Annotated in this window: 12 protein-coding genes and 1 tRNA gene; 7 read left to right on the top strand and 6 right to left on the bottom strand. The window is 40.2% G+C overall.

The window, feature by feature from the left end:
• Positions 1–104 precede the first annotated feature (104 nt).
• The 5 genes from lon to KRX19_00565 form a co-directional block, all read right to left on the bottom strand.
• A complete protein-coding gene (gene lon / locus KRX19_00585; GenBank protein ID MBV7433512.1) occupies positions 105–2501 on the bottom strand; it encodes an endopeptidase La in 2397 nt (798 codons plus the stop codon).
• Positions 2498–3772, bottom strand: a complete 1275-nt coding sequence (gene clpX / locus KRX19_00580) for an ATP-dependent Clp protease ATP-binding subunit ClpX (GenBank protein MBV7433511.1) — start codon at positions 3770–3772, stop codon at positions 2498–2500. The genes lon and clpX overlap by 4 nt, the downstream gene beginning before the upstream one ends.
• A gap of 92 nt (positions 3773–3864) precedes the next feature.
• Positions 3865–4479: an ATP-dependent Clp endopeptidase proteolytic subunit ClpP gene (gene clpP, locus KRX19_00575; GenBank protein MBV7433510.1), complete on the bottom strand. Its 615-nt coding sequence runs from the start codon at positions 4477–4479 to the stop codon at positions 3865–3867.
• 202 nt (positions 4480–4681) lie between these two features.
• Positions 4682–6001, bottom strand: a complete 1320-nt coding sequence (tig, locus tag KRX19_00570) for a trigger factor (protein ID MBV7433509.1) — start codon at positions 5999–6001, stop codon at positions 4682–4684.
• 69 nt (positions 6002–6070) lie between these two features.
• Positions 6071–6155 (bottom strand) — tRNA-Leu (locus tag KRX19_00565).
• Between the two features lie 130 nt (positions 6156–6285).
• Between KRX19_00565 and KRX19_00560 the strand changes: the two genes are divergently transcribed.
• The 7 genes from KRX19_00560 to galE all read left to right on the top strand — a co-directional run bounded on the left by KRX19_00560 (position 6286) and on the right by galE (position 14131).
• The gene (locus KRX19_00560) at positions 6286–7479 is read left to right on the top strand and encodes a hypothetical protein (GenBank protein MBV7433508.1); all 1194 of its coding nucleotides are present in this window, start codon (positions 6286–6288) and stop codon (positions 7477–7479) included.
• A gap of 126 nt (positions 7480–7605) precedes the next feature.
• Positions 7606–8808: an oligosaccharide flippase family protein gene (locus KRX19_00555; protein MBV7433507.1), complete on the top strand. Its 1203-nt coding sequence runs from the start codon at positions 7606–7608 to the stop codon at positions 8806–8808.
• Entirely contained in the window at positions 8805–9836 is a 1032-nt protein-coding gene (locus KRX19_00550) for an EpsG family protein (protein MBV7433506.1), read from the top strand. The genes KRX19_00555 and KRX19_00550 overlap by 4 nt, the downstream gene beginning before the upstream one ends.
• 20 nt (positions 9837–9856) lie before the next feature.
• Complete coding sequence (locus tag KRX19_00545) at positions 9857–10720, top strand: glycosyltransferase family 2 protein (GenBank protein ID MBV7433505.1); 864 nt, start codon at positions 9857–9859, stop codon at positions 10718–10720.
• Positions 10717–11871 (top strand): glycosyltransferase family 4 protein, encoded by a 1155-nt coding sequence (locus tag KRX19_00540; GenBank protein MBV7433504.1) that lies wholly within the window; start codon positions 10717–10719, stop codon positions 11869–11871. Before KRX19_00545 ends, KRX19_00540 begins: the two co-directional genes overlap by 4 nt.
• A gap of 1 nt (position 11872) precedes the next feature.
• Positions 11873–13105 carry a sugar transferase gene (locus KRX19_00535; protein ID MBV7433503.1) on the top strand — a complete coding sequence of 411 codons (1233 nt, stop codon included), beginning with the start codon at positions 11873–11875 and terminating at the stop codon, positions 13103–13105.
• 12 nt (positions 13106–13117) lie between these two features.
• Positions 13118–14131 (top strand): UDP-glucose 4-epimerase GalE, encoded by a 1014-nt coding sequence (gene galE, locus KRX19_00530; GenBank protein MBV7433502.1) that lies wholly within the window; start codon positions 13118–13120, stop codon positions 14129–14131.
• Here the strand turns inward: galE and rapZ are convergent.
• Complete coding sequence (rapZ, locus tag KRX19_00525; GenBank protein ID MBV7433501.1) at positions 14128–14982, bottom strand: RNase adapter RapZ; 855 nt, start codon at positions 14980–14982, stop codon at positions 14128–14130. The genes galE and rapZ overlap by 4 nt on opposite strands.
• Positions 14983–14987: the final 5 nt, after the last annotated feature.

Raw genomic sequence — 14987 nt, 5'->3', positions numbered from 1 at the left:
ACAAATATTTTGCAACAAGAACCCCTTAAAAGCAGTACAGAAAACACATTTGCTTATCATTTTGAATTAAATAATAAAAGTTACAATAAAATTATTATGCCTTTTTAGCAGGGTCGATCAGTACTTTGAGTAACTTTTCCAGCATGAACGGCTGAGTAGTGTAGGCTTGCAATACGCTCATGAAGTGGAAGCTTATGAGACTCTAATGCATGTTCAAATACTTGATCAACATGTTTAACTGGTATGATTTCCAGCGCATCTTTGACCTCCTGAGGAATATCTCGCAAGTCTTTAACGTTTTCCTCAGGAATAAGTACAGTGCTGATTTTACCGCGGACAGCAGCGAGCAGCTTTTCTTTCAGGCCACCAATCGCCAATACACGACCGTGTAAGGTTATTTCGCCTGTCATGGCGATATCGCCACGTACGGGTATTTTAGTCAGTGAAGACATCAATGCTGTTGCCATAGCAATACCGGCGCTGGGGCCATCTTTGGGTGTTGCACCCTCTGGCATATGCATATGAATATCGTAGTCATTGAAGCGGAAGCTGCTGTCTGCTTTATCAATTGTTGATCGTACGACAGACAGTGCGGCATGCACAGACTCTTTCATGACATCGCCCATTTGCCCGGTGAGGTTAAGCTTACCTTTGCCTGTGAAAACGGCAGTTTCGATCTGTAGTAACTCGCCTCCAACTGACGTCCACGCCAAACCAGTGACACAGCCAATTTTGTTTTGCAGATCTTCAGGGCTACGCTGATATTTAGGAACGCCTAAAAAGTCATCCAAATTATCTGTAGTGACGACGATGCTGTCTGTGTCTTTATCAAGCAATTTACGGACACTTTTGCGTGCTAACTTTCCGAGCTCACGCTCCAAGTTACGCACACCGGCTTCACGCGTATAATCTTCAATGACGTTGTAAATAACGCCATCTTCAACGCTGAATTCATCTTTTTTGAGCGCATTTTCTTTTATCTGGCGTGGAAGAATATAGCGTTCGGCAATTTCGGCCTTTTCACTGGTTGTATAGCCAGGCAGGCGGATAACTTCCATTCGATCAAGCAATGGCCCAGGAATATTGAGCGTATTGGCTGTTGCGATAAACAAAACTTTGCTGAGGTCAATATCCATTTCCAGATAGTGATCATTGAATGTATTGTTTTGCGCAGGGTCAAGTACTTCCAGTAATGCTGAAGCAGGGTCACCGCGGTGATCCATGCCCATTTTGTCGATTTCATCAAGCAAAATAACCGGGTTATTACTGCCTAGCTTACACAGTTTTTGTACGATTTTACCGGGTAAGGCGCCGATATATGTACGGCGGTGACCACGAATTTCAGCTTCATCGTGGACGCCGCCGAGTGAAATACGGTCAAAAGCACGTCCTGTCGCTTCAGCAATAGATTTGCCTAAAGATGTCTTGCCGACACCGGGAGGACCAACCAAGCAAATAATTGGGCCTTTATTGTTACCCTTGCTGCGCTTTTGCACCGCAAGGTATTCAATAATGCGTTCTTTGACGTCTTCTAATCCGTAGTGATCACGATCAAGAATCTTTTCAGCTCGCTCAATGTTGTATTGCGCACGCTTTTTCTTTGACCATGGGTAGTCGATGATCCATTCGAGGTAGTTCCGTATCACAGAAGCCTCTGAGGACATTGGCGACATCTGCTTGAGCTTGCTCAATTCATTAAGTGCCTTTTTCTCGGCTTCTTCAGGCATGTTGGCATCAAATATCTGGCTTTCTAGGAGCTCTATATCGTTTTGTGCCTCATCCATATCGCCAAGTTCTTTTTGGATGGCTTTTATTTGTTCATTGAGGTAGTACTCGCGCTGGTTGCGCTCCATTTGCTGCTTAACACGCTTGCGAATGGTTGCATCTAGCTCAGATTTTTCGTGCTCTTGCTCAAGTAATACCAAGACTTTATGCAGTCTTTCGCCAATATCTGGTTGTGCAAGAATATCTACGCGGTCAGAGACGTCGATATCCATATGTGCGACGATAGTATCTGCGACGCGCCCGGCATCAGCCAAGTCTCGTAGGGTTTCGATCAGCTCATCAGCATTTTTATCGTTTACTTTCAGGTAAGCCTTGAACTGATCAATCGCTGTACTCATCATGGCGAGTAATTCGTTGTGATCAGTATTATTGCTGTCTTCAACTTCAATAACCTCAGCACGCATGAATGGTTCTGCTGCTGTATAACGACGAATTTTAACCCGCTGGATGCCTTCAATCAGGACCTTAACCGTGCCGTCACTCAGCTTGGCCATTTGTACGATTCGGCCAACGGTGCCAATATCGTGCATGTCATCACAGCTTGGCTCGCGCTTCTTAGGATCAATCTGTGGGATCAGTAGTAATTCCTGCTCTCCAGACATTGCTTCATCCAACGCAAGTATGGACTTTTCACGCCCGACAAACAGGGGAATGATGACTTGCGGGTAGATGACTACATCACGTAAGGGTAATACAGGGTAACTGGTTGTATTCATGCTTCCTCTTGGGCGGCGTTTTTGATTAATTTAGGTGTGCCACCCTCTTCAATAGTTTCTTTACTGACAACAATTTTTTCGATGCCTTCCAGGTCTGGCAGATCGAACATTGTATCCAACAAGGTTTGCTCGACAATGGAGCGCAGGCCACGAGCACCAGTTTTGCGCTTGATGGCTTTAGCTGCTACAGCCTTAAGGGCTTCGGGCTCAAATACTAATTCAACATTTTCATAGCCAAACATTTTGGAAAATTGGCGAACAATCGCATTTTTAGGTTCGGTAAGGATACGGATCAGCGCATCTTCATCAAGTGTTTCTAAAAGTGCAGTAACCGGCAGACGACCGACGAACTCAGGAATTAAGCCAAATTTAACCAAATCTTCCGGCTCCAGCTCACTGAAAACATCGCCAAGTGCCATGCCACTATCAGCCTTGGCGCGTACAGTTGCACCAAAACCAATACCGCCTTTGTCCGTGCGTTGGGCAATAATTTTTTCCAAACCGGCAAAAGCACCGCCGCAAATAAACAGAATATTTGCTGTATTTACCTGCGTCATTTCTTGTTGTGGGTGTTTGCGTCCGCCTTGAGGAGGAACGCTGGCCACAGTACCCTCAACGAGCTTTAATAATGCTTGCTGGACACCTTCGCCCGAGACGTCTCGAGTGATTGAAGGATTATCGCTTTTGCGTGCAATCTTATCAATTTCATCAATGTAAATAATGCCGTGCTCAGCCTTAGCCACATCGTGATCACAATTAACCAGTAGCTTTTGTACGATTGTCTCGACATCCTCACCAACATAGCCAGCCTCAGTTAGAGCTGTTGCATCTGCAATTGCAAAGGGCACATCAAGGCATTTTGCCAAAGTTTGTGCCAGCAATGTTTTACCTGAGCCGGTTGAGCCAATCATGAGAATATTACTTTTATTGATTTCCACGCCATCATCGCTTTCTTCCGCATTCATGCGTAAGCGCTTGTAATGGTTGTAAACCGCAACAGACAAGGCTTTTTTAGCGTTGTCTTGTCCAATGACATATTCATCAAGAAATTGTTTGATCTTTTTTGGGGTTGGCAAAGGCTTGTCATCTAACACGCTACTTTGGTCAGCCTTCTTAACTTGATCATCCGCTTCTTGCTCATCGTTGATGAGGTTCATACATACGGTGATGCACTCATCACAAATGGTCACACCATCCGCGCCGGTGATCAGGCGATTAACCTCATCTTCGGATTTGTTACAAAAAGAACAAGTGTGCTCGCGTGAATTCATGCGTATCTCCAGAAATCAATAATGTTGCTATAAATGGCACCATGGCTTGAAAAAATCAAGCCAAAATAATACAAGACAAAGTCAGCAAAACTTTACGCCTTGGTGAGGTCTTCGCGTTTATCAATGATGTTGTCAATCAAGCCATATTCTTTCGCACGCTCGGCACTCATAAAGTTATCACGCTCTGTATCGTGACAGATTGTTTCGTAATCCTGACCACTATGCTTGGCTAACAAGCGGTTTAGGCGTTCTTTAATGAAAAGAATTTCGCGAGCATGGATATCGATATCGGTTGCTTGACCTTGGAATCCACCTAAAGGCTGGTGAATCATTACGCGTGAGTTGGGAAGTGCATGGCGTTTTCCTTCAGTACCTGCTGTTAGCAAGAAAGCCCCCATGCTGGCTGCTTGCCCTAAAACCATAGTGCTAACATCTGGCTTAATGAATTGCATCGTATCGTAGATGGACATGCCGGCCGTAACGGACCCACCCGGAGAGTTAATATAGAAATGAATATCCTGCTCAGGATTTTCAGCCTCTAAGAATAGCATCTGTGCGACCACTAAATTGGCGGTTGCGTCATTGACGGGGCCAACCAAAAAGACTACGCGCTCTTTGAGTAGACGTGAGTAAATATCGAAAGCTCGCTCACCGCGTCCAGTCTGCTCGACAACCATCGGAATAGGGATGTTGTTATAAATTTCCATGAAATACTCCTGCAAAGATGAAAGATATATTGGGGTTAGATCAGTTTTTTCAAGCATTAGCTGCTGATCAAAATCGTACGAGGCTTGAGCTTAGGTCGCAAGTAGGAGGAAGAACTCTTTAGTATGCATATCAGTTTTGCACTTAATCTTAAAACGCAAAAGAGGGCGGTCAAGCCGCCCTCATGATCTGCTTTAACGTGTATCAGTGTTGTAGCTGAGCATTAAGCGCCATGACTTCTTGGAAAGTCTTGGTTTCATGATCAACCTTAGCCTGTTCGTAAAGCTTGTCAACCAGCTGCTCTTCGAGGATTGCTGATTCAAGGCTTGTTTTTGCCTGCTGATTTTGCTGATAGTAGTCACGGACTTCTTGTGGATCTTCATAAGTAGAGGCAATAGCATCCAAACGCTCATCGACACGTTTTTGATCCAGCTCAAGTTCTTGGCTTTCAAATAATTTACCTAACAATAAGCCTAAGCGAACACGACGACGCGCTTGCTCATCAAAAACTTGCTTGGCAAGCTTGTTGCGCGTTTCTGGATCAGGAATTTGCTGCTCAAGATTCATGCCTTTCGCCATGCGATCAATTTCTTGCTCAACTTGGCCTTCAGCAACAACTTGCTCTGCATTTTTGTCCAGAATGGCATCAAACATACGCTCGCGCTTGATGCGACGTAAAGCATTCTCAAGTTCGCGAGCCATATTCTCGCGAATGGCTTTTTTGAACTCTTCTTCATTACCAGCATCAACGCCAAAATTCTTGATGAACTCGTCGTTAAGCTCAGGCAAAGACATGGACTCGACTTTTTTGACTTGAGCGGTAAATTGTGCAGTTTTACCAGCAAGGTCTTCAGCTTGATAATCTTCTGGGAAAGTGACATCGAAAGTCTTTTCCTCTCCAGCTTTAGCACCTTCAAGGCCTTTTTCGAAGTCAGGAAGCATTTGACCGCCGCCGATGGTGACTTTCATATCCTCACCACTGCCACCATCAAAAGCTTCACCATCAATCTTACCAACGAAATCGACAGTTACACGGTCACTTTCTTCAGCAGCGCCATCTTTCTCATTGAAAGTGGCTTGCTGACGACGCAGTGTTTCGAGCATTTCTTCAACGTCTGAATCTTTCAGCTCACTTTCTGGCAAAGTAATCTCGATACCATCAAGACCATTAACCTCGACTTCTGGCATCACTTCAAACGTTGCCTCAAATTTCACCGGCTCGTTAGCAGCAAAGCCAGAGATAACATTAATCTTTGGAGGAGCAACAGGAGCGTACTCACTGTTCTGCATCGCTTCACGGTAAGAAGATTCAATTACGTCTGAAAGTACTTCTTGGCGAATGCCGGCACCATATTTTTGGCGAATGACCTGTGGTGGTACTTTACCTGGGCGAAAACCGTCCAAACGGATACGCGGGCGAATTTCCTTTAAACGTTTCTCAACTGCTTCGTCCACGCGCTCAGCTGGTACTTCTACTGTCAGCTTGTGCGCGAGACCTTCCAACTGTTCTACCGATGACTGCATAATTTCCTCAGTGTGTTGTAGGCCATTTGCCTGAATTATAAAAAAAAAGCGCCTTGCGGCGCGGTAAACTGGTGCGAAAGGAGAGACTCGAACTCTCACGGGTTACCCCACTGGAACCTAAATCCAGCGCGTCTACCAATTCCGCCACTCTCGCAAAATAAGCCGCGTATTTAAGCACAAAAAATTTTGTTTGGCAAGGATTGTGTGCTGGGATCATGAAAAGCCTCACGCTTATGGCTATAGTCTATTAAAATGCATTTTTACATTGGCTGGGGAGAATAGAAATGTCTGTAGCTGCGGATAGCAAAAAGTATGATATAGACATGCTTGATATGTTAATGATTTTATGGAAAAAAAAGATAACAATCCTTTTGTGGTGCGTGCTTTTTTTCCTGTTGGCTATTTTTTATGTTGTCTTTGCACCTAAGAAGTGGTCATCACATGCTGTAGTAACTGTTCCAACAGTTATAGATATTAGTGACTACCTTTCTGAAAAAAAAGATTTTTTTCGTTTGTCTACATTGGATGATGAGGGAAGAGGTCAAAGCTCAAGCCATAACTCCATGAATCAAAATTTGGAATTTAGCAATGAGAGTATTGCTGAACAGGTCTTTGGTGTATTCCAGTTAGTCTTGCGTTCTGAAGATTTTCGTGGTGAGTTTTTTATGAAATCAGAACGGTATAAACAAATTTTGGACAAGTATAAGCCAGTAAGTGAAGAAGAAAAGCAAAAAATACTGGCTAAGTTATTGAGGGGGTTGCGGATTCAAATAGAAGAACAGAGTGATAACCAAAGTGCAGTAGTAAAACTTAGTTTTACGGATAGCGATCCAAAGTCGGCACAACGGGTGCTCAATCACTATCTTGAAAAAGTAAATGAATATGCATTTATGCAAGATAAGAATGAACTATTGATATTGGCGCAGCAATATGCAAAGCAAATATCTACAGATAAAGGTGAGATTGAGGCGCTTTTAAAATCCCAGAAAGATAATCAATTGGAACAACTTTCAGAAGCTTTGCGTATTGCTAAAAAATCAAATCTGGTTGACGCAGATAATGCGTTGGATTTAGGAGTTATATGGCTAAATACTTTGCTTAATACTGCCTCTGCAAGTATTGTTGATTTTAACTTAGAGAATGACAGCCAGATGTGGATGTTCTTGCTTGGAGAACGTTTTTTACAAGCTCAGCTTGATGTGCTTACTGAAGGGAAAATTAACTACCCCTCTTCATTTTATTTACTTGAAGTAAGGCAAGGACAATTGGAAAAGCTGATTGCAGCAATAAAAGCTCAGAAAGAAGTGCCGTTCTATCGTATCTTAGCCTCACCCGGCGCTCCATTAACACCAGATTCGCCTAAAAAAGTGACAATATTATTGTTGCCAATTTTGGGCTTGTTTTTGGGTGTTGTATTTGTTCTGCTAAACAATGCCATAGTACAGCGAAAAGTAGCAGTGCCATGCTCTCCAAAATAGAAGTGATATTGGTGAATATAACATTATGATTAGATCCTGCCTTTTGTCGAATAAGGAAAAAAAGTAAATCTCGTGCGTGTCTTTTTTTCAAATATATTTTGGCTGCTCTGTGAGCACGCAACCAAAATGCTAGTTACCTTATTGGTAAGTGGCATAGTTGCACGAGCATTAGGTGTGTCAAGTTATGGATTATTTCAATATGCTTTATCGCTTAGTTTGATATTTATGTCGCTTAGTTATATATGTGGAAGTGAAATAATTATACCCAGATTGTTACGTAATATATCTCGCAGAAAACAGCATGACTTATTAAGTAATACTTTTTTATTACGTCTTATTGCCGCAATAAGTGCATATATTCTTTTATTGTTGACTGCGTGGTATACAGAGAAATCTCCACTGTTACTGCCAATAGTTTCTATATTAGGGATGATGATTTTATGTAATGAACCATTTGCAGTCACAACTGCTTGGCTGCAGTCACGTACCTTTAGTAAGCCAAAAGTTTTGATATCTATAACAGCAATGTTAGTGAAGATAGGCTTTGTGTTAATTATTTATTATATATTCGATAGGAATATACTTGGGTTTGCTATTGCATGGGTAAGTGAGTTCATATTTTTGGCAATTGGTTTGTCTATATATTATAAAAAAAATATATATCTAGGTCGACCTAGATTTAAATTTCAATTGATAAGAAAATTATTTTATAAAGGATTGCCTTTCTTTCTTGCTTTATTAATCATGCAAATTTTTCTACGTGCAGATATGCTTATGCTAGAAGTGTTGGCAGATGATTTTGCATTGGGTATCTATGCGTCTGCAATGCAACTTAATTTGGCAGTGGCCGCTGTGGCACCATTATTAGTAAATACCTTTGCACCAAAGATGGTTTTTTCACAAAAAAATATTAGTTTGATAAAAAGAAATGTATTCTACATTTCTGGAGCGATTTTTGGATTCTCTTTGTTATGTTTGCCAATATTGATTTATTTTTCGCCTATGATTGTAAGAATAGTCTTTGGTGAAAGTTTTGCAATGAGCTCTAAGGTGTTTAGTTATTTGCTTCCAGGGTGCTGTTTGTATTATTTAGATTGTGGGCTGAATATATTTTTTGTAAAAATGGGGCTTGGGAAATTAATTTTATTAAAATGGATTTTTGTGCTGATTACAGCACTTGGATTGTACAAGGTACTGATTCCTAACTATGGAGTAGTAGGCGCAGCTTTGGGGTATGATATTGCACTGCTTGCTGCAGTAATTATATCTTTATCATTTATTTTTATTAAAGACAATGTTCTTTCGGTGGTTTCTGGAGAAAGATATTGATTTATTTAATGCTTTATGGTTTCCAAGTCTTTTCACTAACGATTACAAACATTATAGCTCTTAGAAGTAAAATATTTATTATTTTTTCCATGCTGATTGCGACCGTGTTTGTTACCATGCGCGGAATGGTTGGGACAGATACATATAATTATACTATAATAATAGAGTCATTACTTGATGCTGGTAAAGGGTTTGATATTGAAGTCGGATTTCAATATCTTGTACGCGGTTTGGGTTTAATTAGTGATGATGCTCAAATAGTCTTAAGATTAATAAGTTTTTTAGTTTGTTTAATATTTATTGTCCTGTATTCTCTAGCGGATAGGCTTGAGTCTTTTTTTCTGGGTGTATTTTACTTTCCTCTTATCTTCTTTGATTTTTCAATGAATACAATTCGGATTGGATTAGGGTTTCTACTTTTAGTAGCCGCTATTATGCTATGGATCCGAAATTATAGGGTTACATCATTATTTTTTATTATTTTAGGGGTGAGTATCCATTATTCACTGTTGTTTGTGTTATCACTTTTCTATTTCCTGGTTTTCTTCGAAGCTAAAAGTCTAAAAGGTATTGGATTGATTTTATTGGGTGTCTTATTCTGTGGGTTATTTGTGGCATTTAATGGAGATTATTTTTTGGACAAATGGCATTTGTATGCAAGTTTTGAATCTCCCAGTAGTTTATCGGGGCTGAGTAATCTTATTATTTTACTGGTTATGTGCGTAGGGTTTATTTATTCTAATGTTAACCGCCATATAAAGTGGTCAGTTTGCTTATGGTTGCTGTTTTTCTCATTATTATTTTTTATTTTGTCACGCTTTAGTTATGCCTTTTTACGCGTACTTGATCTGGTTTTATTTTCTGCGCCACTTATCGTAATTTATTATCTTCAGGATGGTAGCTTTCTGAAAGAAGGGAAAATAATGGTTTTCATTGCTGGTGTTTTGTCTATATTGTTTTTTTATCGAAATATTTTGCTAGAAATGGGGCAGGGCCCATCTCCTTTTTTACCGTATCATTTTTTTTAGTTTTTTAAAGAGTCTATTTTTTGAATATCCAAGGTGATGAATTGGAAGAGGTTACATTTTCAGTTATAGTTCCTGCATATAATTCTGAGCAGACGATTTGCAGGGCATTAGTATCTTTGCAAAAGCAAACCATTCAAGCAAATGAAATTATTATTGTTGACGACAGTAGTACTGACAACACAGTGGCAGTAGTTCAAGAATTCATCAGGTCTAATTGCGCTAAGAACATAATTTTGTCACAAATGCCAAATAATAAAGGGCCTAGTGAGGCAAGGAATCATGGTTGGTCGATAGCGAAATATAAATACGTAGCTTTTTTAGATGCAGACGACGCATGGGATTCTGATTATCTATCTCAAAAATGTGATGTGCTAAAACGTTATCCTGAAATAGTTTTGCTTGCAAACCATGCCAAAGTAATCAGCGAGAGTGATATTGATGATGTGGATACAAAAAAATGTATACATACGAATGCTGGAGAGACTCTTTCTGGCTGTTCGGTTCGTTTTGTCTCTCCAAAAGAGATCCTTATTTCTAATTTTTTTATGACTTCTTCTGTCTTGTTAAGAAGAGACGTCCCTTATCGCTTCCCTGCTCAAAAATATTCTGAAGATTATGCTTTATGGTTAGAAGTGATATTTGGTTATGGAGAAGCTCGTGTTGCAATATTGTCTAATGCACTTTCTTTTCGTTTCAAAGAAGCTTACGGTATTTCGGGGCTTAGTGCGAAACTTTGGAAAATGGAAAAATTTGAGTTAATTAATTATTATCGAATATGGAGTAAGGGTTATATTAATTTTTTTCAGTGGATATTTTATTCTTTATTTTCCTTTGTTAAATATCTACGCAGGATAGTGATAACTTTTTATCGTGGTTTATTATGAAGCGAATTGCAATTATCGGGAACGATGCTGGAACGATGTTAAATTTTCGAGGAGATTTGATAGTAGATTTATTGGGCAAACAGTTCTCCGTATTCTGTGTTGTTAATAAAGCAACTTCAGAGCAGGAAAAAAAATTACAATCAATGGGTGCGGAAGTATATCATTATAAGCTTAATAGCAAAGGACTTAATCCATTTAAGGATTTATCATCTATTATATGGTTATGGAATTTTTTTCGGGAAAAAGAAATAGATATAGCTTTTCCTTATTTTGTCAAACCAGTTATTTTTACTTCTATTGCTGCTAAGATTTCTGGTACTTCACGTTGTATTGGGATGATTGAGGGTTTAGGGAATGCATTTGTATCTAATATGAAGTCAAATATTGGAACTAGAATAAAGAGCCATATAATTAAAAAAATTCAAGTAATTCTCTATAATTTATCCTTGCCATTTTTGGATGTTTTAGTACTACTTAATAGGGATGATAAAAAAGACTTGATTGATCATTATGGAATTCGTGTCAAAAAAGTAGTAGTGCTTGGTGGTATTGGAGTAGACTTAACTCGTTTTAAGTACTCTCCATACGATGAGTCTAGACCAGTTACTTTCCTATTTATTGCTCGTTTACTGCGTGAAAAGGGAGTTATGGAGTTTTTACGAGCAGCCTCCCTGGTTAAGTCTAAATATCCATTTGTTCAATTTAACGTTCTAGGGAGCTTTGAAGAGCATAATACTTTTGCACTTAGCAAAACAGAACTAGAAGAATATATAGACAATGATATTGTTAGGTATTTAGGCTTTGTCGATGATGTTGTAACTGAGATTGCCGATAGTTCTGTTTTTGTTCTACCTTCCTTTTACCGTGAAGGGGTTCCCCGTAGTATCCAAGAAGCGATGGCAATTGGACGACCTATAATTACCACTGATGTACCTGGATGCAGAGATACAGTGAATGAAGGCGAGAATGGATTTCTTATCCCTCCGCATGATGTAGTGGCTCTAGAAGAAGCGATGATTAAATTTATAGAAACGCCCGAACTCATTAATAATATGGGAAGAGTGAGTAGAAAGTTAGCTGAACAGCTGTATGATGTGCAAAAAGTTAATGCGAGACTAATAAATATTTTGTTGAATGGAGAGGTCTCTTAGGATGTATTTTTTATCTAATACTTTTGTGCAGATACTAGTCGGTTTTTTAACAATAGTTTTTATACCAACACTATTTTTCTGGCAATATAGTTTTGGGACATATTTTATATTGACTGATATTGTTGTAAGTACTATTGCAGGTTTATGTTTGTTGATCTGTGTATTATTTACTTTAAGAAATTTTTATCGATTTCCAGGTATTATTTCTTCTGTATATATACTTCCAGTGATACTTTTTTGGAGTGCGCTTATAGTGCTTGTTATAAAGCTGACAAGTGTTCCTTACTCTTTTTATTATATTTTAATGGTTTCATTTTTGCTTTTGATTTATTGTTTTATATTACACATAATCAGAAGACATCTTGAGCACTATCGGTTTGCGTATATACCAGTCGGGCGTGCTATCGACATGCCCGATCAGGTTCCAGAGGTAGAGTGGGTTAAAATGAGTGAGCCTCAGCTTGATGCACAAGTTAGTGCAATTGTAACTGACTTACATAGTTTTGATTTGACTGATGAATGGCAACGTTTTATTGCTGATCAGACATTACAAGGGATGCCCGTGTATCATTACCGTAATATTCGAGAGTCTCTGACAGGAAGAGTTAGAATTCGTCATATATATGAAAATGAGCTTGGTTCATTACTACCTTCCCCGAGTTATACGGCATTCAAATATTGTTTTGATGTTTTTTTTATTTTGTTGTCTCTTCCTATTGTACTTCCTATTTTTTTGATTGTTATGCTGCTTATTAAACTTGATGATGGCGGGAGTATTTTTTATGTACAACCAAGAATAGGTCATCGTGGGAAAATTATTCAAGTCATCAAATTTCGGAGTATGAAAGAGTTGTCAGATGAGGTAGTCACTACCACTAATGATGAGAGAATTACAAGAGTGGGTCGGTTTATTAGGAAGATTCGTATTGATGAGCTGCCGCAGTTTTATAATGTTATTAAGGGAGAAATGAGTTTAATAGGCCCACGTGCAGAGTTTTTAAACTTTGCTCGAGATTTGGAAAAAACGGTGCCTTTCTTCAATTATCGGCATATTGTAAAACCTGGCATATCAGGTTGGGCGCAAGTCAACCAAGGATATGCTACTGGTACAGAAGAGACAAAGATTAAAATAGAATATGATTTTTTCTATATTAAGCACTTCTCTTTTTCGTTGGATTTGCTGATTTTCTTTAAAACGATTCAGACAATGTTAACGGGGTTTGGTGCGCGTTAAGGAGTAAAAGTCATGATTTTAGTTACTGGTGGAGCGGGTTATATTGGTTCGCATACCGTTTTGGCTTTGCTAGAAGCTGGGTATCGGGTTCTTGTATTGGATAATTTGGTTAATAGCTCTGTAAAGGCTGTTAGGCGAGTAGAAGAAATTAGTGGAAAAAAGGTGACTTTTATAGAGGGTGACGTCCGTAATAAGGAATTGCTCAACCAGATTTTCACAGAGCACGATATATCCGCCGTGATGCACTTTGCAGGTTTAAAAGCAGTTGGCGAGAGTGTGCATAAGCCACTTGAATATTTTGATAATAACGTCAGTGGTAGTGTGTATTTACTTGAGGCAATGAAGAAGGCTGGTGTGTCCAGATTTGTATTTAGTTCTTCGGCAACAGTCTATGGTGAGCCTCAAGAAATGCCGATTAGTGAGGATTGCCCTACGTCGAGGCCGACAAATCCTTATGGGATGTCCAAGTTGATGGTTGAGCAAGTCTTGGAAGACTTGATCGTTGCGTATCCAGATTGGCAGATTGCAACGCTTCGTTATTTTAATCCGGTAGGAGCACACGTCAGCGGCAAAATCGGTGAAGATCCAGCAGATATACCTAATAACTTAGTGCCTTATATTAGCCAAGTGGCGATAGGGAAGTTAGAGAAGTTGTCTGTATATGGAAATGACTACGATACTGAGGATGGTACTGGTGTCCGTGATTACATCCATGTGGTCGACTTGGCTCAGGGGCACGTGGATGCGCTTAGATTTCTTGAGCGGCACAGAGGGTTACATGTTTGGAACCTTGGAACAGGTAATGGTTATTCCGTTCTAGAAATGGTCTCTGCATTTGAACGGGCAAGTGGTCGAAAAGTACCTTATAAAATTGTCGCACGTAGAGCTGGTGATATAGCCACTTGCTTCGCTAATCCTGAAAAAGCGGCTAGGGAACTGGGCTGGCAGGCAAAGCGTACTTTACCTGAAATGATGGAAGATACGTGGCGTTGGCAGTCGCAGAACCCTAATGGATATCGTGGTTAGCTTTTAGAAATCATATCGCGGTGCTCAATAACCAAATTGCTAAAGTAGGGCTTTAGCTTGTGGGCAAGTTGCTCGGTGACATACACACTTCGGTGTTGGCCGCCAGTGCAGCCGATGCTGATGGTGAGATAGGCTCTATTGCCGTTATTGGCAAATTGAGGCAAACAGTAGTGTAAGTATTGCTCTGTTTGTTTAATAAAGTTTTGTGGTTCATCGTATTTGTTAAAGAATTCCACAATAGGTTGGTCACAGCCACTATAAGCGCGCAGGTCAGCCTCCCAGTATGGATTTGGCAGGAAGCGGACATCGAACATATAGTCTGCATTAACTGGCGTGCCATGCTTAAAGCCAAAAGATTGTAGTGTAATCATTAGTTCTGCTGTGTTGGCTGTAAGCAGCTGGGTAATTTTGTCCTTAAGTTTATAGACGTTGTAACGGCTGGTATCGATAGTGAGCTCGGCGAGGTCAAAAATATTGCCAAGTAGGCGGCGTTCTTCTTCAATGGCCTCTGGCAGTGAGTGATTGTTACTTTTGATGATGTGTGCTGGATGTGGCCGTCTGGTTTCGCTATAGCGGCGTACGAGTGTTTCAGTGTTTGCAGTGAGAAATAGTATTTGTAGATCGACAAGCTTGTGGAGGCGGTGAAAGACTTCTGGTAACGATGCGATGCCTTGTGGATTGCGAGAGTCAATGGCTACGGCAACCGGTTGAGGGTGTTCAGCTGCAAAGTCGTTGGCTAGTGCTTCGAGCATGTTGACTGGTAGGTTGTCGATACAGTAGTAGCCGAGGTCTTCAAGGGTATTCATAGCGACGGTTTTTCCTGCGCCGGCCAGTCCGGTTACGATAAGCATTATCT

It is taken from the genome of Cardiobacteriaceae bacterium TAE3-ERU3 (genome assembly GCA_019218315.1).
In the GTDB taxonomy this organism is placed as follows: domain Bacteria; phylum Pseudomonadota; class Gammaproteobacteria; order Cardiobacteriales; family Cardiobacteriaceae; genus JAHUUI01.
This window is presented reverse-complemented; position numbering and strand designations above follow the sequence as displayed.